This window comes from Pseudomonas sp. JZ134 (genome assembly GCF_051027695.1).
GTDB classification, from domain to species: domain Bacteria; phylum Pseudomonadota; class Gammaproteobacteria; order Pseudomonadales; family Pseudomonadaceae; genus Chryseomonas; species Chryseomonas luteola.
Genome location: NZ_CP069250.1, coordinates 2,724,231 through 2,748,761 on the forward strand (window position 1 = coordinate 2,724,231; position 24,531 = coordinate 2,748,761).

Annotated in this window: 22 protein-coding genes; 9 read left to right on the forward strand and 13 right to left on the reverse strand. The window is 52.1% G+C overall.

What is annotated here, in order from left to right; all coding sequences use genetic code 11:
- Positions 1 to 16: 16 nt before the first annotated feature.
- From JQR86_RS12695 to JQR86_RS12745, 11 genes are all read right to left on the reverse strand, one after another.
- A complete protein-coding gene (locus tag JQR86_RS12695; RefSeq protein ID WP_407363079.1) occupies positions 17 to 976 on the reverse strand; it encodes a GlxA family transcriptional regulator in 960 nt (319 codons plus the stop codon).
- A gap of 3 nt (positions 977 to 979) precedes the next feature.
- Positions 980 to 1,744, reverse strand: coding sequence for an ABC transporter ATP-binding protein (locus JQR86_RS12700; RefSeq protein WP_010797676.1), 765 nt, complete (start codon positions 1,742 to 1,744; stop codon positions 980 to 982).
- A 57-nt stretch (positions 1,745 to 1,801) separates the two neighbouring features.
- Entirely contained in the window at positions 1,802 to 2,500 is a 699-nt protein-coding gene (locus tag JQR86_RS12705; protein WP_010797675.1) for an ABC transporter permease, read from the reverse strand.
- Positions 2,497 to 3,186, reverse strand: a complete 690-nt coding sequence (locus tag JQR86_RS12710; protein ID WP_010797674.1) for an ABC transporter permease — start codon at positions 3,184 to 3,186, stop codon at positions 2,497 to 2,499. Before JQR86_RS12710 ends, JQR86_RS12705 begins: the two co-directional genes overlap by 4 nt.
- A gap of 90 nt (positions 3,187 to 3,276) precedes the next feature.
- Positions 3,277 to 4,056: an ABC transporter substrate-binding protein gene (locus tag JQR86_RS12715; RefSeq protein WP_010797673.1), complete on the reverse strand. Its 780-nt coding sequence runs from the start codon at positions 4,054 to 4,056 to the stop codon at positions 3,277 to 3,279.
- Between the two features lie 395 nt (positions 4,057 to 4,451).
- The gene (gene acs, locus JQR86_RS12720) at positions 4,452 to 6,413 is read right to left on the reverse strand and encodes an acetate--CoA ligase (protein ID WP_407363076.1); all 1,962 of its coding nucleotides are present in this window, start codon (positions 6,411 to 6,413) and stop codon (positions 4,452 to 4,454) included.
- A gap of 269 nt (positions 6,414 to 6,682) precedes the next feature.
- Complete coding sequence (gene arfB, locus JQR86_RS12725; protein ID WP_074827520.1) at positions 6,683 to 7,099, reverse strand: alternative ribosome rescue aminoacyl-tRNA hydrolase ArfB; 417 nt, start codon at positions 7,097 to 7,099, stop codon at positions 6,683 to 6,685.
- A 75-nt stretch (positions 7,100 to 7,174) separates the two neighbouring features.
- Positions 7,175 to 7,807 (reverse strand): DsbA family protein, encoded by a 633-nt coding sequence (locus JQR86_RS12730; protein WP_312271376.1) that lies wholly within the window; start codon positions 7,805 to 7,807, stop codon positions 7,175 to 7,177.
- A 3-nt stretch (positions 7,808 to 7,810) separates the two neighbouring features.
- Complete coding sequence (locus JQR86_RS12735; RefSeq protein ID WP_019365884.1) at positions 7,811 to 8,761, reverse strand: rhodanese-related sulfurtransferase; 951 nt, start codon at positions 8,759 to 8,761, stop codon at positions 7,811 to 7,813.
- A gap of 137 nt (positions 8,762 to 8,898) precedes the next feature.
- Entirely contained in the window at positions 8,899 to 9,213 is a 315-nt protein-coding gene (locus tag JQR86_RS12740; RefSeq protein ID WP_010797668.1) for a BolA family protein, read from the reverse strand.
- A 13-nt stretch (positions 9,214 to 9,226) separates the two neighbouring features.
- The gene (locus tag JQR86_RS12745) at positions 9,227 to 9,754 is read right to left on the reverse strand and encodes a DUF2059 domain-containing protein (protein ID WP_239383634.1); all 528 of its coding nucleotides are present in this window, start codon (positions 9,752 to 9,754) and stop codon (positions 9,227 to 9,229) included.
- A gap of 288 nt (positions 9,755 to 10,042) precedes the next feature.
- On the opposite strand from JQR86_RS12745, the gene JQR86_RS12750 reads away from it, so the two are divergent.
- From JQR86_RS12750 to cyoE, 7 genes are all read left to right on the forward strand, one after another.
- Positions 10,043 to 11,437 carry a class II fumarate hydratase gene (locus JQR86_RS12750; protein ID WP_010797666.1) on the forward strand — a complete coding sequence of 465 codons (1,395 nt, stop codon included), beginning with the start codon at positions 10,043 to 10,045 and terminating at the stop codon, positions 11,435 to 11,437.
- Positions 11,430 to 12,050, forward strand: coding sequence for an NAD(P)H-dependent oxidoreductase (locus JQR86_RS12755; protein WP_434135962.1), 621 nt, complete (start codon positions 11,430 to 11,432; stop codon positions 12,048 to 12,050). Before JQR86_RS12750 ends, JQR86_RS12755 begins: the two co-directional genes overlap by 8 nt.
- A 1,071-nt stretch (positions 12,051 to 13,121) precedes the next feature.
- Complete coding sequence (cyoA, locus tag JQR86_RS12760; protein WP_010797664.1) at positions 13,122 to 14,039, forward strand: ubiquinol oxidase subunit II; 918 nt, start codon at positions 13,122 to 13,124, stop codon at positions 14,037 to 14,039.
- Positions 14,040 to 14,042: 3 nt separating this feature from the next.
- Positions 14,043 to 16,022 (forward strand): cytochrome o ubiquinol oxidase subunit I, encoded by a 1,980-nt coding sequence (gene cyoB, locus JQR86_RS12765; protein WP_010797663.1) that lies wholly within the window; start codon positions 14,043 to 14,045, stop codon positions 16,020 to 16,022.
- A 4-nt stretch (positions 16,023 to 16,026) separates the two neighbouring features.
- Positions 16,027 to 16,641, forward strand: a complete 615-nt coding sequence (locus JQR86_RS12770; protein ID WP_010797662.1) for a cytochrome o ubiquinol oxidase subunit III — start codon at positions 16,027 to 16,029, stop codon at positions 16,639 to 16,641.
- Positions 16,641 to 16,979 carry a cytochrome o ubiquinol oxidase subunit IV gene (gene cyoD, locus JQR86_RS12775; protein WP_010797661.1) on the forward strand — a complete coding sequence of 113 codons (339 nt, stop codon included), beginning with the start codon at positions 16,641 to 16,643 and terminating at the stop codon, positions 16,977 to 16,979. Before JQR86_RS12770 ends, cyoD begins: the two co-directional genes overlap by 1 nt.
- Positions 16,980 to 16,990: 11 nt before the next feature.
- Positions 16,991 to 17,878 (forward strand): heme o synthase, encoded by an 888-nt coding sequence (cyoE, locus tag JQR86_RS12780; protein WP_434153663.1) that lies wholly within the window; start codon positions 16,991 to 16,993, stop codon positions 17,876 to 17,878.
- A 93-nt stretch (positions 17,879 to 17,971) separates the two neighbouring features.
- Here the strand turns inward: cyoE and JQR86_RS12785 are convergent, their stop codons facing one another.
- Positions 17,972 to 20,269 carry a helicase C-terminal domain-containing protein gene (locus JQR86_RS12785; protein WP_434153665.1) on the reverse strand — a complete coding sequence of 766 codons (2,298 nt, stop codon included), beginning with the start codon at positions 20,267 to 20,269 and terminating at the stop codon, positions 17,972 to 17,974.
- Positions 20,248 to 21,921: a VRR-NUC domain-containing protein gene (locus tag JQR86_RS12790; RefSeq protein ID WP_434153666.1), complete on the reverse strand. Its 1,674-nt coding sequence runs from the start codon at positions 21,919 to 21,921 to the stop codon at positions 20,248 to 20,250. Before JQR86_RS12790 ends, JQR86_RS12785 begins: the two co-directional genes overlap by 22 nt.
- A 363-nt stretch (positions 21,922 to 22,284) precedes the next feature.
- Between JQR86_RS12790 and JQR86_RS12795 the strand changes: the two genes are divergently transcribed.
- Together JQR86_RS12795 and mnmC are read left to right on the forward strand one after the other, a co-directional pair.
- Positions 22,285 to 22,491 carry a DUF6316 family protein gene (locus tag JQR86_RS12795; protein WP_010797657.1) on the forward strand — a complete coding sequence of 69 codons (207 nt, stop codon included), beginning with the start codon at positions 22,285 to 22,287 and terminating at the stop codon, positions 22,489 to 22,491.
- 70 nt (positions 22,492 to 22,561) lie between these two features.
- Entirely contained in the window at positions 22,562 to 24,526 is a 1,965-nt protein-coding gene (mnmC, locus tag JQR86_RS12800; protein ID WP_404627950.1) for a bifunctional tRNA (5-methylaminomethyl-2-thiouridine)(34)-methyltransferase MnmD/FAD-dependent 5-carboxymethylaminomethyl-2-thiouridine(34) oxidoreductase MnmC, read from the forward strand.
- Positions 24,527 to 24,531 lie beyond the last annotated feature (5 nt).

The following is a 24,531-nucleotide window of genomic DNA, read 5'->3' on the forward strand; positions in this document are numbered from 1 at the left end:
AAGCCCAAGCCGCGGCTCAACGTTCGGTAACAACCGCGACATCCGGTCCTGCCCCACGCCGCTGATTACGATCATCACGCGGCGTTACACCAAAGAAATTTCGGTAGGCGCTGGAGAAGTGAGGCCCCGACGAAAAACCGCACGACAACCCAATTTGAATAATGGATTTGCTGGTCTGCATCAGCATCTTGCGTGCCCGATTCAGCCGAAGCTCCAGATAGTATTGGCTTGGCACACGTGACAGGTACTGCTTGAAAATACGCTCGAGCTGACGACGTGACACGCAGACATGCTGTGCGATTTCATCAGTGGTAAGCGGCTCTTCAATATTGGCCTCCATGAGCATGACTGCCTGGGTCAGCTTTGGATGACTGGAGCCCAGCCGGTTTTTCAGCGGGATTCGCTGGCGTTCATTACCCTCACGGATTCGCTCGACAACCAGCTCTTCCGAAACAACACCAGCCAGGTCCGCCCCATGGTCATGGCTCAGCATGGCCAAGACCATGTCCAGGATAGCCAGACCGCCACAGGCAGAGAGCCGGTCACGGTCCCACTCAAACAGATGATTGGTTGCGATAACCCTGGGATACTGCTCTGTGAAATCATCCAGCCAGCGCCAGTGCACCGCAGCGCGGTAACCGTCAAGCAGACCTGACTGCGCCAGCGGAAATACGCCTGCTGAAATGGCCCCTACCTGCACTCCGGATCGAGCGCACTGCTTTAGCGCCGTACTCAGCGGGACCGAGAGTGACTGCGGAATCTCATCCGCCAACAAAAACACTCTTTGGAAGTGCTCCAGTTGAGCGGGCCAGGAGATATGCGTCAAGCGCTGTTCGGCCTGATCGATGCGTATCAATTCAAGCACGTATTCAGCGCTGGCCTGCTGCCGTCTAGCCACTCGAAAGGCTTCTTCGGCCAGGGCTACCGTCAAAGGGCGGGTTTCGGGCCAAATCAAAAAGCCTATACGAATGGCCATATGTTATTTCAAGCTGCCAGACAGGAATTGTTGTAGTCGCACACTGCTCGGATTAGCCAGGACTTCACGAGGATTGCCAGACTCCTCGACGCGCCCCTGATGCAGAAAGATAACCTGATTGGAGACCTCTCTGGCAAAGCCCATCTCATGGGTAACCACCACCATGGTACGCCCTTCAAGCGCCAGATCACGCATCACCTTGAGCACCTCTCCTACCAGCTCAGGATCCAGCGCAGAGGTAGGTTCATCAAACAGCATGACTTCAGGCTCCATGGCCAGCGCGCGAGCTATTGCTACGCGTTGCTGCTCGCCTCCCGACATATGGGCAGGGTATGCATCCTTACGATGAGATACCCCGACCTTAGCCAGATAACGCTCAGCTCGCTCGATGGCTTTAGCCTTGGGAACACCCAATACATGAATTGGCGCCTCGATCACGTTCTGCATCACCGTCATATGTGACCATAGATTGAAATGCTGAAACACCATCGCCAAGCGCGAGCGCATCTTCTGCAGCTGCTTGGGATCTGCCGCCTTGAGCGCACCCTGCTTGGTAGACTGCAGCTTGAGCTCTTCACCATTAAGCAGGATTTTGCCCGCATGGGGCTGTTCCAGCATATTGATGCAACGTAGCAACGTCGATTTACCCGAACCGCTGGAGCCGATGATACTGATGACATCGCCGGCCTTGGCCGCAAGCGAAACCCCCTTGATCACCTCATGATCACCGTAACGCTTGTGTAGATCCTGTATTTCAAGTTTGAACATGGTTTCAAAGCCTTGATTAGTCTAGCCAGTGCACAGGCCCCGGCTTGTACTCGATATTTAATGTTTACGAGGCGCCAGATAGGCGAGCCAGTGCCGCTCGGCCAGTTTGAATAGCCGGACCAGAATAAACGTCAGCGCAAGGTAGAACACGCCGGCGGTGACATAGGCCTCGAAAGGCAGATAAAACTGGGAATTGACTGTACGGGCTGCGCCGGTAATGTCGACCAGGGTTACGATCGAGGCCAGACTAGTCGTCTGCAGCATCATGATGACCTCATTGCTGTACTGAGGCAGTGCGCGACGCAATGCAGAAGGTAATACGATCCGCCGATACATGAGCGAACGGGACATTCCCATCGCCTGAGCCGCCTCGATCTCACCGTGCGGCGTTGCCTTCAAGCTACCCGCAATGATCTCGGCGGTATAAGCGCTCGTGTTGATGGCAAAGGCCAGGCATGCACAAAACGTGGCGTTCGAGAGCCAAGGCCAGAGCCAGCTTTCCCTTATCACCTCGAATTGAGCCAAGCCGTAATAGATCAGGAAAAGCTGCACCAAGCCTGGTGTTCCTCGAATTACATACGTGTAAAGCCAGGCAGGGAAATTGATCAGAATACGCTTGGATACCCGCATAAACGCCAGCGGGATGGCAGCGGCCAGCCCAATGACCAGAGAAACAGCCAGCAACTTCAAGGTAACCAGAAGCCCGTTAAAATAAAGCGGCAAATTTTCCCAGATGACGTTGTAGTCAAAGATCATAGGTCAGCCACCTTAACGCCTGCGGAATAACGTCTTTCAACCAGCCTCAACAACAGAAGCGACACGCTGGTGATAATCAGATAAAGCGCCGCAACAGCCACGTAAAACGTGAAGGGCTCGCGGGTAGCATCGGCCGCCTGCTTGGCTTTGAACATCATGTCCTGCAGTCCCACCAGAGAGATCAGCGCGGTTGCCTTGGTCAGTACCAACCAATTATTGGTAAATCCAGGGATGGCCAGTCGAATCATTTGCGGGACAAGAATTCGGAAAAATACCTGGATGCCGCTCATGCCATAGGCAACACCCGCTTCAGCCTGCCCTTTTGGAATACCCAAAAAAGCGCCTCGAAAGGTTTCGGACAAATATGCGCCGAAGATGAAACCCAGGGTAAAAACACCTGCTGCAAACGGATTGATATCTATGTAATCGTCATACCCCACCATAGGAGCCAGACGATTGATCAAATCCTGACCACCGTAGAAGATCAGCAGAATCAATACCAGGTCGGGAATTCCCCGAATGACTGTCGAATACAGATCGCCCAGCCAAGCCAGCCAGCGTACCGGTGAAAGGCGAAAGGCAGCGCCAGCCAGACCCAGCCCGCAGGCCAACACCATGGATATCAGGGCCAGCTGTATGGTAAGCCAGGCACCATCGACAATATTCGCCCCGTAGCCGTTGAGCATAGTGGACAACTCCTCAGCGCAACAAAATCAAGCGCCCAGATACAAAACAGGCGCGATGGCAGTGAAGCCACCACGCCTCATCAGGATTCGTTAATTTCCGTAAATATTGAAATTAAAGTATTTGTCCTGAATTTTCTTATACGTACCGTTCTCGCGAATGGTGCTGATTGCAGTGTTCAGCTTTTCTTTCAGCTCACCGTCGTTCTTGCGTACAGCGATACCGATACCTTCGCCAAAATACTTGGGATCATTGAAGTCAGGCCCGGTAAAGGCAAACCCTTTGCCTGCATCAGTTTTCAGGAAGCCGTCGTCCAGCAAGGTAGCATCGGCCAATGTGCCGTCGAGACGGCCCGCAGTCAGATCAAGATAGATTTCATTCTGAGAGCTATAGCGGGTGATGCTAACGCCGGCAGGCTCCAGTACCTCAGTAGCAAAGCGGTCATGAATACTGCCACGCTGTACACCCAGCTTCTTACCCTTCAGGTCAGTCTTGATATCGTTGACCTGAGCACCTTCCTTCATCACCAGCTTGGCTGGCGAATTGTAGTACTTATTAGTGAAGTCAACGGAACGCTTACGTTCATCGGTGATGGACATCGATGACAGGATCATGTCGATCTTGCGTACCTTGAGTGCAGGGATAAGACCATCAAATTCCTGCTCAACCCACTGGCACTTGACCTTCATTTCAGCACACAGCGCGTTACCGATGTCATAGTCAAAACCCACGATGCTACCGTCGGCTGCTTTCGAGGCAAAGGGCGGATACGCTGCTTCAATTCCGATGCGAACCGGCTTGCCATCGGCCGCTACGGATACGTTGGTGAGGACAGACAGCGCGAGAGCGCCAAGCAATGCCAGCTTTTTCATGCAAGCTCCTACGAAGGAATGGGCTGCGGACGTTAGTTAATAGCCCAGGCTACCAATACGCATGGCAATACTCTATGCACATGCATGGCACCAGCAATGCAGCAGCGTGGGTAGCGGCATTCTAGCGGCAGCCTAGTAAGGGTTATTTCGTCTATGCGACAAGTAATTACAGAAGGGTTTTAGACAGACCTAAACAGTCTTGACAGGCTATACGATAGCATGCTTGAAAAAAATTAAAAATAGATATACGAAGCAATAAGCGCGCCCAAGGACAATATTTCCTTATGAAACCGCTGCTTAGCTCAATTCGTGTAGAGCCAGGGAAGAGAGAATGCGCCGAAATGAAGCCCAGATGTTACTCATAGCCTCATTTCGGCGCATCCATTGTTACGTACTCATGCTACAGCCTGAGTCATGCCACGATGGGTATCAACAAGCTGCTGAACAACACCCGGATCGGCTAAGGTTGAAATGTCGCCCAACGTGTCATATTCACCTACAGCAATCTTGCGCAGGATCCGACGCATGATTTTTCCGGAGCGTGTTTTGGGCAGCCCCGGCGCCCACTGAATGATGTCAGGCGTTGCAATAGGCCCTATATCCTTACGCACCCACTGCTTGAGCTCTTGACGTAACGCTTCCGAAGGCTCTTCACCTGAGTTGAGGGTAACGTAAACATAGATCCCCTGCCCTTTGAGATCGTGAGGCATTCCTACCACAGCAGCTTCGGCCACCTTGGGATGTGCAACCATTGAGCTTTCAATCTCTGCCGTACCCATGCGGTGTCCCGAAACATTAAGGACATCATCAACGCGACCAGTAATCCAGTAATAACCATCCTCGTCACGACGGGCGCCGTCCCCGGTGAAATACATACCCTTGAATGTCTTAAAATAGGTATCCACGAAACGATCGTGGTCACCGTAGATCGTGCGCGCCTGTCCCGGCCAGGAATCTAGAATAACCAGATTGCCCTCCGCAGCCCCTTCAATAATATTGCCTTCATTATCAACAAGCGCTGGCTGAACACCAAAGAAAGGCCGTGTAGCGGAGCCAGGCTTCAAGGCCGTAGCGCCAGGCAATGGACTGATCAGAATTCCGCCCGTCTCGGTCTGCCACCAGGTATCAACAACCGGGCAACGCTCTTGTCCTACGGTTTTGTAGTACCAGTGCCACGCCTCAGGGTTGATCGGCTCACCTACTGACCCCAGCAGGCGCAGACTTTTACCATCGGCCCCTCGAACAGCCGCATCCCCCTGGGCCATCATCGCCCGGATAGCCGTCGGAGCGGTATACAGAATATTTACCTGATGCTTGTCGATAATCTGGGCGACACGGGTTACGTCCGGGTAGTTGGGGACCCCTTCGAACAATAATGTGGTAGCCCCATTGGCTAAAGGCCCGTAGACAATGTAGCTATGACCGGTAATCCAGCCTACATCAGCCGTACACCAATAAACCTCGCCTGGCTTATAGTCGAACACCCGCTCATGCGTGAGTGACGCATAAACCATATAGCCGCCAGTAGTATGCATGACGCCCTTGGGTTTACCGGTAGAGCCTGAGGTATACAGGATGAACAGTGGCGCCTCGGCATCCATCTCCTTGGGCTCGCAGTGCGCGGAGGCAACCTGAGTTACGTCGTGATACCAGACGTCGCGGTGCGCATGCCAGGCAATGGGGGCACCCGTGCGCTTGCATACAATGACCTTACGGACACAGCATGTATCCGGATTGGTCAAGGCCTCGTCAACGTTGGCTTTCAGAGGTGTTTTCTTGCCGCCTCGGACACCCTCGTCCGCAGTGATGATGACTTTAGAGCGACAGTCACTGATACGACCCGCTAATGACTCGGGAGAAAAGCCGCCAAAGACGACAGAGTGCACCGCACCGATGCGAGCGCACGCCAACATGGCCACCACTGCTTCTGGAATCATCGGCATATAGATGGTGACTACGTCACCACGGTGTACATCCTGGCCACGCAGTGCATTAGCAAACTTGCAGACCTCTTCGTGCAATTCACGATAGGTAATGTGACGATGCTCGGAAGGATCATCGCCCTCCCAGATAATAGCCACTTGATCACCCCGCGTTTCGAGATGACGATCAAGGCAATTGTAAGACGCGTTCAACGTTCCATCGGCAAACCACTTGATATCGACATGGTGATCGTCAAATGAAGTTTGTTTGACGCGAGTAAATGGCTTTGTCCAGCTGATCCGCTGGGCCTGCTCCCGCCAGAATCCGTCTGGATTAATCACGGACTTCTGATATAGAGCCTTATAGCTAGCGTCATCAGTCAGCGTCAGGGCGGCTACTTCAGGACGTACGGGATAGAGGGATGCGGCACTCATGGCGGTTACCTCAACGGAGAAGTTTGTTGTTTTTGTAGTTCCGTTTTACTGGCTGAGCGCCTTGGTAACTATTCGACAAAGGTCTTAACGGCTATCTCAGTACTGATGCCGCTTGATCATGGACAGGAACGTAAATCGCTGATGTCCCGGTGAAAGACAGCCGAGGCGCCAGATAATCTGATTACCATCAAAAAGACAGACTTACATCAAAAGAAGGGAGTCATGCTCAGGAAACACTGCAGACAAATCAAATGCCCGTACAAGCTCCTCTATGAAAAATCAACCCGGCCACGCCCTGCCTTGACTGCACTGCGCTTGGTCTTTCCTTCGAGTCGTCTCTTTTTGGACGCCAGCGTTGGCTTGGTTGGGCGGCGTGTTTTTTGAACGCGGGTAACACTCTGAATAAGCTCAGCAAGACGCGTTAATGCATCTTCACGGTTCTGCTCCTGCGTTCTGTATTGCTGCGCCTTGAGTACCACAACACCTTCACGCGTAATACGCGTGTCCTGCAGAGCCAGCAGCCTTTCCTTATAAAAATCCGGGAGCGACGAAGCCCGAATATCGAAACGCAAATGAATGGCGCTGGACACCTTGTTTACATTTTGGCCGCCTGCCCCCTGAGCACGCACCGCCGTCAATTCCACTTCAGTATCTGGCAGGGAAACAGTATTAGATATACTAATCATTGATATGCAGCCATAGGCAAGGACGTACCTTGATAGACCTCAAGGGATCATGAGGGTTTAAAGACAATAGGCGGACTAGAACTCAGTACCGCGCACCAACCACATGCCCAAAAGCTCGGAGAGGTTATCGAGGGGCTGATAACCATTGGTGACAAGTGCTAGTTGACCCTCACGCTCCGCCAGCAAGGTTGGGAAGCCTGCAATGCCTAAATTGAGAGCCCAGTCAAAGTCCGCCTGGGTTGCGGCTCTTGTTTCTGGGGCATCGAAAGCCGGAGCAAACTCAATGCGAGGCAGCCCTGCCTTCTCCGCCAGCTCAACAAGAACAGCCGGCTGGGTAACATCGCGGTTTTCTACATAAAAAGCACGCTGGATAAGCTTTGCCAGCGGCCATACCGCCTGCTCATCCAATCCTCTTGCTGCAACCAGTGCTCGACAGGCCGGTTCTGTATCGTAGACAAACCCTTCAGGCAGCGCATTGTCAACCGTGAAGGGTTGGCCTGTAGTTTCCTCGACTGCTTGCCAATAAGACAGAGTACGCACCCGCGCTGCGGCATCCATGGCGACTCGCTCTCTACGCAGCCCACCTACGACAAGATGCATGGGCACGCCATAGAGACGTGCCTGCTCAGCCAGTGCTTCCATGACAGGCGCGAACCCCCAGCACCAGGAACACATAGGATCCATTACATAGAGCAATCGCGCCTTCATAGGTCAAGCCTCCTGCGATAGCTTGGAAACCTGTCGGGGATCCCGGCCAATGGGATGCGGCTGATTCCGCTGCCTGGCCAGCTCAATCTGCTTCTGACGCTCACGTGCGCTGATACGTGTTTTTTCTGGCAATGAGTCCCAGCAATGAGGGCAGCTAATGCCAGGCACGTAGTGCTCAGATTCCCGATCTGCAGCTGATATGGGCGTCCGGCAAGCATGACACTGATCATACTCCCCTTCACTCAGATCGTGCCTGACCGTTACACGGTTATCGAACACAAAACAGTCGCCCTGCCAAAGACTGTCTTCCTGCGGCACCTCTTCCAGATATTTCAGAATACCACCCTTAAGATGATAGACCTCTTCGAAGCCCTCATTGAGCATGAAGCTCGACGCTTTCTCGCAGCGGATACCACCAGTGCAGAACATGGCCACTTTTTTATGACGGGAAGGATCAAAATTCTGTCTGACATACTGAGGAAACTCGCGGAAGGATTTGGTCTTGGGATCCACCGCATTGGTAAAGGTCCCGATACCGACCTCGTAATCATTGCGCGTATCAATCAATACAACATCAGGGTCTGAAATAAGCGCATTCCAGTCTTTCGGATCTACGTAGGTTCCAACCTTCTTGTTGGGATCGACGCCCGGCACGCCCAAGGTAACAATTTCCTTCTTGAGCTTGACCTTGGTCCGATAGAACGGCTGCTCATCGCAATAGGATTCCTTGTGCTCAAGATCAACCAGACGCGAGTCTGCCTTCAAAAAAGCCAGAACCGCATCAATTCCGGCCCGAGAGCCAGCAATGGTGCCATTGATGCCCTCTTGCGCCAGTAGCAGGGTGCCCTTTACCTCATTGTCCAACATGACAGTAAGCAAGGGCTCACGGCGCTCGACGTAATCTTCAAGGGTGACAAATTTATACAGTGCAGCTACAACAATAGAACCAGACATGTCGACTTCTCCAGTGGTCGTCCTCGTAAGGGACGGACCGGTTAATGCACAACGCCGGCAAAGGCCGGCGCTGGAGCGACAAGTCTAAGGAAGCGCGACGGGCTTGAACAGAGCCCTCAAGCGGATCACAGCCACTTCTAGTCGTGCAGTCCGTCATGCTTGCTGCCACCGCGACATGTCGGCGACTCAGGTGCCATTCCTTGTCTGGCCCACTCTTCGGGTGTGTAGGTATGAAGCGCCAGGGCATGAAACTCACCCATCAGCCCACCCAGCGCCCCGTAGACCTTCTGATGCCGCTTAACGGCATTCAACCCTTCAAATTGTTCACTGACCACTACAGCCTTGTAATGGGTTTCCTGACCACGGCTGTGCATGTGGCTTTCGTCAACAACATCAAGATGCTGCGGCTGCAGCATGCTTAACGTTGAAAGAATACGGTCGCGCATACTCATGGATAGGTCTCGCTTATTTCTTAGAACCGCTACCTTCAGGAGCAGCCTGTGGCTTAACACCCAGCTCCTTATCCATATCACTCAGCAGCTTGTTGACCTGGGGAACTGCCTGCTCGAGCTTGCCCTGGGTCAGCTGGGCAGACTGCATGGAGATCTGCGGTAGCGTGTTCATCATTTTCTTACCCAGTGGAGACTGGTAGAAGTCGATCAAGTCTTTCAGCTCGGCTTCACTGAAGTTCTGAGTATAGAGCTTGACCAGATCAGGCTTAACCTTGTCCCAACCAATCGACTTGTCCAGTGTTGCATTAGCACGCGCAACGTAGCTTTCAAGAACAGCCTTCTTGCCCGGAGCCTTGGCTTGGGCGAAATGCTGATCAAACAATTCATGCACTTGGGCATAAACCGGTGTAGTGAGCTTGTCGGCGTTGGCCAGCTTTAGAAACCGCTCGGCTTGGGCAGCATGGCTAGCCGCATCAGCCAGGGCCAGGCCACTGACACCAGAGAGCATCACAGCGGTGCAGACAGCACGAAAAGTCTTCATCGGACATCCTTTAAACATGAATAGCGATAGCTAAAAGATCCGTATTCTGCCCATGTGTTTCCCGATGACTCAAGTCGTATTCCGGCTCTGTTCAGGCAAGCTTCAGCATCTTCAATGGTAAATCCAGCTGAAATCTGACCCGCCTGATGTTTTCGGAACCCACCCCACATCTGAATAGACTAATCACCGATAAGCGCTAGCCTTGGCTCTATTGGTTTCCCATCACTACTTGAAAGCCTTTCATTGGCCAGCGCGCCGACCACCCAAATCTGCATGCAGGAGAGCATCATGAGCCGTACCGAAACCGACAGCCTAGGTCCTGTAGAAGTCGACGAAAATGCCTATTGGGGAGCTCAGACACAGCGCTCCATGGAAAACTTCGCCATTGGTGGCCAGAAAATGCCGCTGGCGATCGTGCATGCACTTACGCTGATCAAGAAAGCAGCGGCTCGGGTGAATGCAGGGCTAGGCGAATTGCCGCAAGAGATAGCGGACCTTATCGAGCAATCAAGCAATGAGGTGCTTGAAGGGCGTCATGATGATCAGTTTCCCTTGGTTGTCTGGCAAACCGGCAGCGGCACCCAAAGCAATATGAACGTCAATGAAGTGATTGCGGGGCGCGCCAATGAACTTGCAGGCCAGGGCAAGGGCGGCAAGAAGCCTGTGCACCCTAACGACCATGTCAACCGCGGCCAAAGCTCCAACGACTGCTTCCCGACTGCCATGCACATCGCAACTGCACAAGCCGTACTGGGAGATCTGCTGCCTGCTATCGATGAGCTTTCCGGAGGTCTGGCCCAGCAGGCCGCACGCCATATGAGTCTGGTCAAAACTGGCCGTACCCATATGATGGACGCAACACCTATTACTTTCGGTCAGGAAGTGTCGGCCTACGTCGCTCAGCTCGACATCGCTCAGAGCGCCATTCGTGCAGCCCTTCCAGCCATTTATGAACTTGCTCAGGGCGGAACGGCAGTAGGAACTGGCCTCAACTCTCCCAAAGGCTTCGACGAGGCGATTGCAAAAGAAATTGCATCACTTACCGGCCTACCCTTTGTCACTGCACCCAACAAGTTTGCTGCCCTGGCAGGTCACGAACCACTTACCGCACTGTCAGGCGCACTGAAAACGCTGGCCGTAGCCCTCATGAAGATTGGTAACGACCTGCGCTTGCTAGGCTCCGGCCCCAGGGCAGGCTTTGCCGAGGTCAAACTACCAGCCAATGAACCTGGCAGCTCCATTATGCCCGGCAAGGTCAATCCAACCCAGGCGGAAGCCTTAACCATGCTGGCCTGCCAGGTAATGGGAAACGATACCACCATCACTTTCGCTGCCAGCCAGGGGCATCTGCAGCTGAACGTCTTCAAGCCTGTCATTGCTTATAACATTCTTGAATCCATTCGCTTACTGGCCGACGGCTGCCGCAATTTCAACAAACACTGCGTAGCCGGCATGGAGCCTGACGCCGAGAAAATGGCAGCTCACCTTGAGCAAGGTCTGATGCTTGTAACAGCCTTGAACCCCCACATTGGTTATGACAAGGCCGCTGAAATTGCGAAGAAGGCTTATGCCGAAAATAAGACCCTCAGAACAGCAGCCCTTGAGCTTGGTCATCTGAGCGAGGCGCAGTTCGATGAGTGGGTAAGGCCTGAAACCATGCTGGAAGCAGGCAGCCATGGCTGAGCCAAGAACGGGCGCAACACCTCTAGAGGGCGATGGCAAACGAGTCCTGGTTATCCAGGGCTCGCCCAAGAGCGAAAGCTTCTGTCATGCGCTGAGCGCAGCCTATATACAAGGGGCTCGCCAACATAATCATGTGGTACGTGAACTACGACTGGGAGAGCTTAGTTTCGACCCGGTACTTCGAGAAGGCTACGATAAGAGCCAGATTCTTGAAGAAGATTTGCTGGAAGCTCAACGACTGATTCATTGGGCAGAACATCTTCTATTTGTTTACCCCATCTGGTGGGGTGGTCTACCTGCCCTTTTAAGCGGCTTTATCGAGCGTGTTTTCTTGCCAGGCTTTGCATTCGCTTATCGCGATCAGATCTGGGGAGGTGAACAACTTCTATCAGGCCGAAGCGCTGACCTTATCGTCACTGCTGACAGCCTGCCTACTCCCTGGAAGCGCCTGAGAGGACTTGCTCCGCATCGCCTCATGATGCGAGAGGCCTTGGATGTGTGTGGCATACAGATTCGTGAACATCTGGAATTCGCACCAATAAGAGCAAGTAGCGAGGAACAACGATTGAGATGGCTTCAAGATGTGCAAAGAATGGGGTCGCACTTGAACTAGAAACCTTTATTAAAAGGTATGCTGCTAAATTAATTACCTGAACTTAATAAATAGTCTTTTAAATAAGAAAGCCCAATATGCATAACAGAGCTGACTTCGTAGAAACCAAACCTTATTTGAGTTGCGCTGGCGTATGCTTGTCAGCGCACTTTCATGACAAAACATAATTTCATAATATGTAACAATCTTTATTTTTAGCACTCTCGCTTCGACTCCTTTTCCGCTTCTTTTTGTAGTACTTGCCTACTGTCAATTCCCTACAATCAACAATCTCTCAACCAAGGTGCGACATATTGAAGCAGGTATTGAAAAATCAAGGACTTAGCTAGCTCCTTGTATCGCCTAAAAGCGACTCAATGATAGACGTGAACCCTAGATGAACTTAAACTGCGCACGGCCCAATAAGGCGTGCCTTGAAGCGCTCTTGAGAGAGAGAAAAAACACCTGATTGATAGCAATATGCCTACATAAGGCAGGGTGAATTTTCAACTTGCAACAATATGCTCGCTCGCAAGCAGATGGCTTCAAGTCCACCGGGTTGGTAAGCAAGCGAGATTGGTCCGGATGCTGCCCATTAGCGCGTCCGCATAGGCCTCGTGCTTATTGGTACAGCTTACGCTACCCAAGTTGCAGCGTTATTTTTTGGTACACGGCACTGACGTGAATAAGATTCATGGCACGGCCAAGCCTTAAATGTATCCCCTGCTATGCTTGGTAATACCACGAGCGCGTAGCCTGTCTGGGAGAGTCCTGTTTTCCAGTTGCGATCGATTTCAACATTAAGGCCCGAACAAGCCCGCACTCTACGCAGGCTAGGTAAGGAGGACTGGTGAAACGTGCAATCCAGACGTAGGCCCAAGACTGGCTCAGCTTGGCTCAAATGGATTTCGGTCGTAACATATCCTTACATGTGACTCAATGACGCACGACGTCATCGACACGTTTGTAATGACCGCGACACCCAAAGCTTCATCAGCCTGACCTATTTCTGCGCCGCACTTAAATAAGTGATGGTACCGATTACTGGCTATCCCCCTGAAACGAAGAGTGCCCCTCAACCGAGGTCGTGAGATGAGAAAAAAGAAACATAGTATTTTTTCTAGCCTATTGGCTTTAGGTGCCACTGGTTTACTCAGTGGTTGTAACATGACGCTTTTAGACCCTAAAGGCCCAGTAGGTTTAGAATCAAAACACCTTATATTGACTGCCACTGGCCTGATGTTGATTGTCGTTATCCCAGTCATCGTCATGGCGATCCTTTTCTCAATCAAATATCGCGCCTCCAATAAGGATGCCGATTACGCACCCAACTGGGCGCACTCGACCAAGGTCGAAGTGGTTGTATGGGGTGTTCCGCTGGTGATCGTGGCTATTCTGGCCGTGCTCATCTGGAAGACCAGCCACTCTCTTGACCCTTTCAGGCCACTCGACTCTGACGTTAAGCCGATTACCATCGAGGCTATCGCTACTGATTGGAAATGGGTTTTCGTTTATCCGGAACAGGGTATCGCTACGGTCAACGAGATTGCATTCCCGGCCAACACGCCGGTTAACTTTCGCATCACCTCCGATACCGTCATGAACACTCTGTTTATTCCGGCCTTGGGCAGCATGGTCTACGCCATGGGTGGCATGCAGACCCAACTGCATTTGATGGCTCATGAAACTGGCCAGTATGGCGGTGGCTCGGCCAACTACAGCGGCGCTGGCTTCTCGGATATGAAGTTCATCGCACACGCTACGACACCTGAAGAGTTCAACGCGTGGGTCGACAAGGTCAAGGCTTCTCCTAAGACACTGAGCTCTGAGGTCTATGCAGACCTGGCCATGCCCAGCGAGAAGCACCCGATCGAGTATTACTCATCCGTGGCTCCTCACCTTTTCCAGGACATCATCGATAAATACTTGAAAGGCGATTACAGCAAGCGTGTAGATCAGGTAATGGATCAGGCAATGAATAAGAGTGCGCACGAAGGTGCGGCGGAGTAAATCATGTTCGGAAAATTAAGTCTCGCAGACATTCCTTATCATGAACCGATCATCGTAGGTGCGGTCGGTGCCATGATTCTGGGTGTGATAGCCGTATTTATCGGCCTCACCTATTTCAAGAAATGGGGTTACCTGTGGTCCGAATGGATCACGACGGTTGACCACAAGAAAATTGGGGTGATGTACATCCTGGTTGCGCTCATCATGCTGCTCCGCGGCTTCTCCGACGCCATCATGATGCGTGCACAGCAGGCTATCGCAGCCGGCGGTGCAGAAGGCTATCTGCCTCCACATCACTACGACCAGATCTTTACCGCACACGGCACGATCATGATCTTCTTCGTGGCCATGCCGATGGTGACTGGCCTGATGAACCTTGTCGTGCCGCTGCAAATTGGCGCGCGGGACGTTGCCTTCCCCTTCCTGAACTCCTTCAGCTTCTGGGTGTTCGCGGTAGGTGCGATCCTCATCAACCTGTCTCTAGCCATAGGTGAATTCGCAGCAACCGGCTGGGTAGCCTATCCACCACTATCGGGTATTCAATATAGCCCGGGCGTAGGGGTAGATTACTACATCTGGGCATTGCAGCTTTCGGGCCTGGGTACGTTGTTAACAGGTGTGAACTTTGTGGTAACCATTTTAAAAATGCGTACCACTGGCATGACTCTGATGAGAATGCCGATCTTCACCTGGAACGCCCTGTGCACCAGTATTCTGATCGTTGCAGCTTTCCCGATTCTGACCGCCACATTGGCTATGCTCTCGCTTGACCGTTATCTGGGCATGCACTTCTTCACCAACGAGCTTGGTGGCAACCCCATGATGTACGTCAACTTGATTTGGGCGTGGGGTCACCCGGAAGTATATATCCTCATTCTGCCCGCCTTTGGCGTGTTCTCTGAGGTAGCGTCTACATTCAGCGGCAAGCGCATGTTCGGCTACGTATCCATGGTATGGGCTACGCTGGCTATTACCGTGCTGTCCTTTATCGTATGGCTGCACCACTTCTTTACCATGGGCTCCGGCGCTAACGTCAATGCGTTCTTCGGTATCGCTACGACTATTATTGCCATCCCGACTGGTGTGAAGATCTTTACCTGGCTCTTCACCATGTATAAAGGCCGTATCCGCTTCACTACTCCCATGTTGTGGACGATTGGCTTTATTGTCACCTTCAGTATCGGTGGTATGACCGGCGTTCTACTGGCTGTTCCAGGTGCCGACTTCGTTCTGCACAACAGCCTGTTCCTGATCGCTCACTTCCATAACGTGATCATTGGTGGCGCTGTATTCGGTTACTTTGCAGGTGTTGCCTACTGGTTCCCGAAAGCCTTCGGTTTCACACTTAATGAAAGACTGGGTAAATACGCCTTCTGGTGCTGGTTGGTTGGCTTCTATGTAGCCTTCATGCCGCTGTATGTACTGGGCTTCATGGGTATGACTCGTCGTCTGAACCACTATGACAACCCGGACTGGCATCCTTGGCTGATCGTGGCGGCTATTGGTACAGCTATCATCCTATGTGGCGTCCTATGCCAGTTGCTTCAGTACTATGTCAGCATCCGTGACCGTAAACTGAACCAGGATGTAACCGGTGACCCATGGGGTGGCCGTACACTGGAATGGTCTACTTCTTCTCCGCCACCTTTCTATAACTTCGCAGAGCAGCCGGTTGTTGATGATATCGACGCGTACTGGGGAGCTAAGGAAAAAGGTCTGGCTGAGCGTAAAGCTGCTGACTACAAAGACATTCACATGCCGCGCAACACAGGCGTTGGATTCATCATGGGTATGTTCAGCTTAGCCCTCGGCTTTGCTCTTATCTGGCACATCTGGTGGCTAGCTGCTGTTGGATTCGTCGGCATGATCGCTACCTTTATCGTTCGCAGCTTCGACGATGACATCGACTACTACGTACCTGCCGCTGAAGTGGCCCGTATCGAGAATGAACATCTCCAGAAACTAGCAGCGAGTCAGGCTTAAACTTATGTCTAGTCAAGTTCTTCACAACCAAGTTGCCCATGCTGAGGAGCATGGGCACCACGATGCCGGATCCATGACTGTATTCGGTTTCTGGCTGTACCTGATGACGGACTGCATTCTGTTTGCGACTATCTTCGCATCCTATGCTGTCCTGAGCGGTAGCTTTGCCGGCGGTCCTACCGGTAAAGAAATTTTTGAACTGCCTTATGTTCTGGTAGAAACCTTCCTGCTGCTGTTCAGTAGTATCACGTATGGCTTTGCCATGATCGCTGCACACAAGGAGCAAAAGAGCAAGGCGCTGGGCTGGCTGGCTGTTACCTTCCTGCTCGGCCTTGGCTTCATCGTGATGGAAATCAACGAATTCCATCACCTGATTGCTGAAGGCTTTGGCCCTCAGCGTAGCGCGTTTCTATCTGCGTTCTTTACCCTGGTCGGTACTCACGGTCTGCACGTCACATCCGGTCTGATCTGGATGGCAATCCTGATGATTCAGGTTAGCCAGAAAGGTCTGACTGCGACCAACCAGACCCGCCTGATGTGCCTGAGCCTCTTCTGGCACTTCCTGGACATCGTCTGGATCTGCGTGTTTACCGTTGTATATCTGATGGGGGTTATGTAATGGCTCACGAACACGGACATATCGTCCATGCGGGCTCCAGCCACGGCACTGTGAAGTCTTACATTATCGGCTTCGTTCTGTCCGTTATCCTGACCGTGATCCCATTCGGCATTGTCATGAACCCTGTATTGTCACAGTCGGCTACGCTGATCGTGATCTGGGTGATGGCACTTGTGCAGATCTTTGTACACTTGGTGTTCTTCCTGCACATGAACACGTCGTCCGAGCAGCGCTGGAATGTGATCGCTTTTGCTTTCACTATTCTGATTACTGTTATCGTGGTCGCGGGCTCGCTGTGGATCATTCACGGCATGCATAGCAACATGCTGGCCCACTAAGAGTCGCTTCGATGATCAAGAAATACCTACTTATAACGAAGCCAGGCATTATCTTCGGCAACCTGATCTCGGTTGCCGGAGGTTTTTTCCTTGCTTCGAAAGGAAGCATCGACTTAGCACTTTTCTTAGCTACCGCAGTAGGGGTGTCTCTGGTCATCGCTTCCGGCTGCGTCTTCAATAACTATATTGACCGTGACATTGATAAGGTCATGGAACGGACGAAAAATCGTGTCCTCGTCCAAGGACTTATCTCTCCAAGTGTCACATTGTCCTACGCCACGCTCTTGGGCATTGCGGGTATCTCGCTTCTTTACTTCAAGGTAAATGCGCTATCCGCAGCCTTTGGGCTCATGGGATTCGTTGTGTATGTGGGTCTATACAGCCTGTGCCTGAAGCGTAAATCTGTGTATGGCACCCTAGTGGGTAGCCTGTCGGGTGCGGCTCCTCCTGTAATCGGCTATTGCGCAGTTAGCAATGAGTTCGATATGGGTGCCGCTATCCTTCTGCTGATTTTCTGCCTCTGGCAAATGCCGCACTCCTACGCTATTGCAATCTTCAGACTGAACGACTATCGGGCAGCTTCAATTCCGGTATTGCCAGTCATGAAGGGTATCCCTGTAACCAAGCGCCATATTACGGTCTATATCCTGGCCTTTCTGGCCGCTACGCTAGCGCTCACGATTGGGGGCTACGCCGGTTATAAGTACTTGGTGGTTGCAGCAGCCATGGGCGTTTATTGGTTGCGCATGGCTCTAATGGGCTACAAGACCAACGATGACAATGCCTGGGCAAGAAAATTGTTCGTCTTCTCCATCGTTACGATCACTGCGCTGAGCGTGATGATGTCGGTAGACTTCAATGTTCCTGCCTCTGAAGTACTGGTAGCGATGGCTCGCTAACAGTGCCTCACCTCAGGGCCTGGACAACTCGTTCAGGTCCTGAGTCCCCCTCCCCTACTACCGCCTCTTCAGCCTACGCTTTTTCCTTCAGACTTATTTCCGGTTAACGCTGTAAGGCCATCGAAAGGTCTGCGCCCTCCACCATTCAGGCAATAACCGTCTGACCTTGGACTGAGCAAAACGGTCATCAATCAGGTACAGCACACCACGATCAGAGGTTGTCCTTATAACCCGACCTGCTGCCTGAATGACCTTATGCATACCTGGATAAAAGTAAGCATAGTCATAACCGGTACCAAATTGTCGGTTGAGCTTCGTCCTGATTTGTTCATTGGCAGGATTGATCTGAGGAAGGCCAAGTGTTGCGATAAAAGCTCCTATCAGCCGCTGCCCTGGCAAATCGACACCCTCGCCAAAACTCCCCCCTAGTACTACGAAACCAACACCGCTGCTGGTGTTTGTAAACCGTTGCAGAAACTGGACCCTGTCTGCCTCATTCATCTGCCGTGCCTGGAGCCAAAGCGGAATATCCGGGAAAAGATTGGAAAATAACGATGCAGTCTTTTCGAGATAGTCGAAGCTACTAAAGAAAGCCAGATAATTTCCTGGCTCCTGTCTGTACTGCCAAGCCATTAACTCTGCAATGGGCCGCAGGGATTGCTCTCGGTGTTGATAACGCGTCGAAATGTTGTCTACGAGGCGAACCGATAACTGTTCAGCCGCAAACGGGGACTTTACGTTAACCCAAGGTGTACCCGCTGCAAGCCCAAGCGTATCCCGCAAGAAGTGAGGCGGACTTAAGGTCGCGGAAAAAAGAATAGCGGCATGGGTTGCGTTGAATCGCGGGCCGATAAAAGGTGCCGGGACTACATTCCGTATGGTTACAACGGACTGTTGCACGGCTGGTTTACGTGACAGCTCATTTTTTTTCAGTAATTCGAACAGTGAGTGCTCACCAAAGCTTTCAGCCATCCGAACGAATTGAATTGCATCAAAATAGAAACGCTGAAGCGTAGCATCCAGTGGAGCCAGCGTCTCGCTAAGCAGATCGTTTATAGCTGAAATCGCTTTTTGCAGCGCGGATAACAACTTCGCGGGAATTTCGTCGTATGCCTGATAGGTTGAAGGTTGTTCCTTGATTAAGGCATTCCAGCAACGATTGATCCGATCCAGTGGTTGCTTCAGCACTGGAGGTCTTTCTTTGCGAAGTGACGCTACCACAGCATGATCCAGAGAGGCGGTATACATCCCCCGCGCACGCTCCAATAGATTATGAGCTTCATCAACGAGGATTCCGATCCGCCATTGGCTCTGCTCCTTTAAGGCAAAAAGCATAGCGCTGCTGTCAAAGTAGTAGTTGTAATCCCCTACAATGACATCGCACCAGCGCGCCATCTCCTGACTCAGGTAATAAGGACAAACCTGCCACCCAAGCGCTATGGTGCGTAGCGAGTCATGATCCAGTACCTTTTCCTTCAAGGCGGCTTGCCGGGCTTGGGGCAAACGGTCATAGAACCCCTTGGCCAGAGGACAGGATTCACCATGGCATGCTTTATCCGTGTGTTCACATGCCTTGTCGCGTGCCCTCAGCTCCAGAATACGCAGCGAAAGCTCTGGTGCGGCCTGGGTGATAGCGCCCATCGCATTGAAAGCCAACTGCCGACCAGAATTCTTTGCGGTAAGAAAAAAGACCTTGTCCAGATTTTGCCGTGGCATAGCCTTGAGCAATGGAAACAAGGTGCCAATGGTTTTGCCTATCCCCGTGGGCGCCTGGATCATGAGGCTACAGCCTACATGGGCCGCTTTATAGACAGCCTCGGCAAGATCACGCTGCCCCGTACGAAAGGAGGCATGTGGGAAGGGTAACGCCTCCAGGTAACGCTGGCGGTGCTCGCGATGAGTCAGTTCCTGCTCAGCCCAGTCCAGAAACAGGCTGCACTGCCGTTCGAAGTACTCTTTAAGCACTCCAGATGTAAACCGCTCAAGCAGAGTAGTTTCCTTCTGACTGCCTACATCAAAATACACCAACGCCAGCTCGAGCTCATGAAGCGACAATTTTTGGCATAACAGCCATCCATATATCTTCGCTTGCGCCCAATGCAGGTGACGATGATTGGGCGGCATGTGAGTCAGGTCACCCCGGTAAGTTTTTATTTCCTCGAGCCGGTTCAGCTCCGGGTCGTATCCATCGGCCCGCCCTTTGATGCGAAGATGCCTGTACTCACCCTCCAGCGCGACCTCCCGCTGGTAAGACTGCTTTCGACGCGAGGTAACGATGCCATGTCCTTGAATGCCCTCAAGGGCTGTCGGTGATGGCGTGAAACGCAGATCAAGGTCTCCCTGCTTAGCAACAAACTCACACAGAGCCCTTACAGCAACGCTGTACTGCACGCAACAGACTCCTCCCATTGCACATAACACACACATACCGGCATTTCATGAGCCATAGAGTAATCCAACCAGCGAACCTGATTATCTTGGAGACGATCACCCGGTCCCTTCACTTCGATCATGCGGTACCGTCGCTCGTGGGGCCAGAATTGGATCAAGTCTGGAAATCCTGTCCGGTTGACCTTTACATCTTGAAGTATTCGCTCGAACCACACGCGTAAATGCTGGGGAGGCAAGCACTGCAATGCTAGCTCCAACACTTCTGCCGTTACGGCTCCCCATGCAATAAAAGGGGCCTGGATACCCTGCTTTTCCAGGAAGTTGCGTTTGATGGTTTCCTTATAACAGCCACTTTCGAGCTGAGACAGGCATGCTTCAAATTGCTGTGCACGCCTGGTTGCGAATTGCGGCATATGAATGTCGGCAGGAGCGCGATGAAAAGGATGAAAGAAGGCTCCAGGCAAAGGAACAAAAATTGCGTCCCAGCATAAAAGACCAAGTAGCGCATTGATCAGGATATTTTCAACATAAAAGACCGGCGCATCAGGTTCCGACAGATGCTCTTGAACACATAACTCAACGGGACGACAAGCATCCAGACGATGTAACGTCAGGTCGATACGCTCAACGCAGCGTTCGATGCGCTTGGGCAACTTGGGCATACTCAGCTTACGCCGCAGCCGGGGTAACATACGGGCCAATAGCTGGGCTTCACTATCACTTTCTGGAGCTCGCTCTGCCTGGCAGGCCAGTTCGAAAGCGGCTTTATACTGCTCGGTTTTTTCGAGTACACGGATAGCGCGAATTCTTGCGCCAGGATGCCGGCAACTCTGATAGAGATCCAGGGCGGCAGTAAAGTTACCCTGCTGTTCACAGCAGTAGGCAACCTCATAAGTCAGTTTACCTCTGCGTGCCTCCAGCCAATCATTATCTAACGGTAATCTGGGGAGCACATTTAGAATGTCGTCCAATGCAGTTCCGTCACGAAAGCGCTCACGACAGTCATACAGTGCTACGTAATCATCGATGTCTTTGCGGACACGGAAGCCTCGTGATGAATCAGAAAATTCCACCTTTTCATAACGGAAAATTCCGAGATCCGATAAGACGAACTCGCTCCAGTCCTGATGTAAATTACCGAAAAACATAAGCCTTAATCGGTCACATATGTTTGTAACGGTAATTTCATAGACGCGGTCATCCAGCGAACTGCACCATTCCGTCAGCAGCCTCGGATCATCAAAGTCAGCCTTGAGCGCCTCAAGCTGCTCTGACTTCTTTAAAGATGAGCGAGATAACTGCTCAGGAAAGACCTGAGCCAATTCTGCCTTTTTCAGTAACCCGAACAGTTGCTCTAGAGAAAGTACTGGCCTATCCGATACCCAGCCCAGCTCAATCAGTGGCAACACTGCTTGATGGGGGCAGCCAATCTCCTGGTAGCACAGCTTGCTGCCTCGGAACAGCGCCCCTTTGCGCATGACCATTCTAACCAACAGGGCCTGCGAGGCTTTAGGAAGCGAAGGAAAAACCTGGAGAAACACCTTCTCCGTCTCATTCAGAAGATCACTGTAACGCTCGCCGGTCCAGGCCAGTACCGTGTGGAAATTATTCAGGTAATAAAACGGATCTTCCAGAATTCGAGTAGCGTGCATGGAGGGTCACAGTACCGCTACGGGCCTTAACAAAAGAAACCCGTTTTTGCGTAGTTGAATGAAGGAGGTCTTTCGAGCACAGGGTGGATGTATATACAGATAACAGCGAGGCGACTACCAATCAACCATGTCTGGATGAATGGATGCAACAGATACCTAAAAACTGAACTCTAATGTTCAGGGGTTATATCTCAAGCTTTTCAGGTAGCGAATTATCACCTACACCTTTAGTGATACGACTCGCGCTGTAACCCTGCCATTCTGGAAACGCTTGGCAATATATCCATAGCCAAAATAGTTGACGGTAAAGCAAACCAACGCTGTTTTGCGCGGTCAGAAAGTAAATCGGTTCGGAGATCAGTCATGTTTGGTAAGCGCACTGAAGATAGTACTTCAGCCACTCATTTTCGCAGCGAGCGCATTAGCTGGGTTAATGGCAATTATTTCTTCACAACGCGAGAAGGTACGCTCGAAGGACCTTTTTTTACTCGTGAAGAGGCCGAGCACCAGATCGGACGGTATATCTCCAGAATGACCCAGGCCGCTGAAATTCAAAAGCGAGCTGGTTAATTCCTATAAAATCTCGCGTTCGGATCGGCTAGACTTGCGCTTTGCTTGGCCCAAATAAGCAGTGCAGTCGATGTCAGATACCTTTCACGCTGAGTTGGACTGGGACGATCAGGGTCAACCGATCTCCCGCTCCTTTGGCGATGTCTATTTTTCCAAGGCGAGTGGCCTTGAAGAAACCCGTTACGTTTTTCTGGCTCAAAATGAGCTCCCACGTCGTTTCGCCGCGCTTCATGCAGGTGAGGTCTTTACGATTGGTGAGACAGGGTTTGGAACGGGACTCAATTTTCTTTGTGCCTGGCAGCTCTTTATACAGACAGCACCCGCTGAGGCCCGGCTGCACTTCGTTAGCGTTGAAAAATTCCCGCTGAGTGCTTCGGACCTGAAAAAAGCTCTGGCCCTTTGGCCTGAATTAGTGGATTACGCCGACGCTCTGTTGGCTCAATACATTGCCGTACATGCTGGCTTTCAGCGTTTTTCCCTAGATGATGGCCGAGTTACGCTAACGCTTTTGGTAGGTGATGCACTCGATTGTCTGCCGGAGCTGGATGCTCGTTGTAATGCCTGGTTTCTTGACGGATTTGCTCCAGCCAAGAATCCGGACATGTGGACAAGCGCTCTGTTTGGGCAACTAGCCCGGCTGTCGGCTGATGATGCAACACTCGCTACATTTACTTGTGCCGGATTTGTTCGCCGCGGTCTGCTAGAGGCGGGCTTTGCAATGAAGAAAGTACAAGGCTTTGGACATAAGCGGGAAATGCTCAAAGGCAGTCTTGTGGCGCCGGTACCTGGCTCTGTCAAACCATGGTTTGAGCGGCCGCCGCTCCATATTGGCCCTAGAACAGCCATAGTAATAGGTGCAGGGCTGGCAGGCGCTTCGACAGCGGCCAGTCTCGCAATGCGCGGTTGGCAGGTAACGGTTCTGGAGCGCCATGCAACTTCTGCAGCAGAGGCATCCGGCAATCTGCAAGGCGTTCTATACCTTAAACTCTCCCCTCACTTCACACCGCTTACCCGCTTAGCCTTAAGCGGTTTTGGCTATACCCGTCGTCTGCTGGAGGGTCTGGACAAAACATTGAACTGGGACGGGTGCGGTACGATACAACTGGCTACTGACCCTGCCGAGGACAAACGTCAGCAGCAACTGGCAGAACGGTTGCCATCAGCTTTACTGCGCCGAGTCAGTGCTGATGAAGCCTCAAAGCTTTCTGGGGTTGAGCTTTCCCAAGGGGGAGTTCACTTTCCGGAGTCGGGCTGGGTTCATCCACCTGCGCTCTGTCGATTTTTACTGCAGCATCCCAATATCACCCTGATGACCCATCAGGAGGCTATTCGGCTCGAGCGTCACCACGCCCAATGGAAGGTGTACGGCAACGAAGCACTTTTAGCTCAAGCGTCTGTTGTTGTGGTGGCCAGCGCGACCGAGACGGCAACACTGATAGAAAACGCCCAACTACCACTCAAACGTATTCGTGGACAGATAACTCATTTGCCAGCGACACGCGCAAGCCAGGCGCTGCAATGCGTAGTTTGCGGTGAAGGGTACATTGCTCCTTCACGGAATCATCTCCATACATTGGGAGCCAGCTTCGACTTCAAGCGTGACGATCTTGAGCTGTGCACTGAAGAACATAAAGGTAATCTTGCATTACTTAATGCCCTCTCACCCGTGCTGGCCAAGGCACTTGGCGCCGAACAACTGGATCCAGCAACACTGGAAGGACGGGCTGCGTTTCGCTGTACGACCCCTGACTATCTTCCAGTCGTGGGCCCGATAGCTGATGCTGCCGCCTTTGCGCATACTTATTCCATTCTCGGCAAAGATGCTCGGCAAGTACCGGAGAGTCCGGTACCTTGGTTGAATAATCTGTTTGTCAACGCAGGCCACGGTTCTCGCGGCCTGATTACCGCGCCACTTTCCGGCGAGCTGTTGGCGGCGTGGTTGAACAATGAGCCACTGCCATTACCTCGTGCCGTAGCAGAGGCCTGTCACCCCAACCGGTTTCCTCTGAGAGCCGTTATCAGGGGCCAAGCTTGATGACA

Excerpts from the sequence above, each read along its gene's own strand:
- JQR86_RS12715 (WP_010797673.1), bottom strand. The coding sequence starts at position 4,056 with ATGAAAAAGCTGGCATTGCTTGGCGCTCTCGCGCTGTCTGTCCTCACC.
- JQR86_RS12700 (WP_010797676.1), bottom strand. The coding sequence starts at position 1,744 with ATGTTCAAACTTGAAATACAGGATCTACACAAGCGTTACGGTGATCAT.
- cyoB (WP_010797663.1), top strand. The coding sequence starts at position 14,043 with ATGTTCGGAAAATTAAGTCTCGCAGACATTCCTTATCATGAACCGATC.
- cyoE (WP_434153663.1), top strand. The coding sequence starts at position 16,991 with ATGATCAAGAAATACCTACTTATAACGAAGCCAGGCATTATCTTCGGC.
- JQR86_RS12695 (WP_407363079.1), bottom strand. The coding sequence starts at position 976 with ATGGCCATTCGTATAGGCTTTTTGATTTGGCCCGAAACCCGCCCTTTG.
- cyoA (WP_010797664.1), top strand. The coding sequence starts at position 13,122 with ATGAGAAAAAAGAAACATAGTATTTTTTCTAGCCTATTGGCTTTAGGT.
- JQR86_RS12730 (WP_312271376.1), bottom strand. The coding sequence starts at position 7,807 with ATGAAGGCGCGATTGCTCTATGTAATGGATCCTATGTGTTCCTGGTGC.
- cyoD (WP_010797661.1), top strand. The coding sequence starts at position 16,641 with ATGGCTCACGAACACGGACATATCGTCCATGCGGGCTCCAGCCACGGC.
- JQR86_RS12790 (WP_434153666.1), bottom strand. The coding sequence starts at position 21,921 with ATGCACGCTACTCGAATTCTGGAAGATCCGTTTTATTACCTGAATAAT.
- JQR86_RS12740 (WP_010797668.1), bottom strand. The coding sequence starts at position 9,213 with ATGAGTATGCGCGACCGTATTCTTTCAACGTTAAGCATGCTGCAGCCG.
- JQR86_RS12745 (WP_239383634.1), bottom strand. The coding sequence starts at position 9,754 with ATGAAGACTTTTCGTGCTGTCTGCACCGCTGTGATGCTCTCTGGTGTC.
- JQR86_RS12755 (WP_434135962.1), top strand. The coding sequence starts at position 11,430 with ATGGCTGAGCCAAGAACGGGCGCAACACCTCTAGAGGGCGATGGCAAA.
- JQR86_RS12795 (WP_010797657.1), top strand. The coding sequence starts at position 22,285 with ATGTTTGGTAAGCGCACTGAAGATAGTACTTCAGCCACTCATTTTCGC.
- JQR86_RS12710 (WP_010797674.1), bottom strand. The coding sequence starts at position 3,186 with ATGCTCAACGGCTACGGGGCGAATATTGTCGATGGTGCCTGGCTTACC.
- JQR86_RS12735 (WP_019365884.1), bottom strand. The coding sequence starts at position 8,761 with ATGTCTGGTTCTATTGTTGTAGCTGCACTGTATAAATTTGTCACCCTT.
- arfB (WP_074827520.1), bottom strand. The coding sequence starts at position 7,099 with ATGATTAGTATATCTAATACTGTTTCCCTGCCAGATACTGAAGTGGAA.
- JQR86_RS12705 (WP_010797675.1), bottom strand. The coding sequence starts at position 2,500 with ATGATCTTTGACTACAACGTCATCTGGGAAAATTTGCCGCTTTATTTT.
- acs (WP_407363076.1), bottom strand. The coding sequence starts at position 6,413 with ATGAGTGCCGCATCCCTCTATCCCGTACGTCCTGAAGTAGCCGCCCTG.
- JQR86_RS12750 (WP_010797666.1), top strand. The coding sequence starts at position 10,043 with ATGAGCCGTACCGAAACCGACAGCCTAGGTCCTGTAGAAGTCGACGAA.
- JQR86_RS12770 (WP_010797662.1), top strand. The coding sequence starts at position 16,027 with ATGTCTAGTCAAGTTCTTCACAACCAAGTTGCCCATGCTGAGGAGCAT.
- mnmC (WP_404627950.1), top strand. The coding sequence starts at position 22,562 with ATGTCAGATACCTTTCACGCTGAGTTGGACTGGGACGATCAGGGTCAA.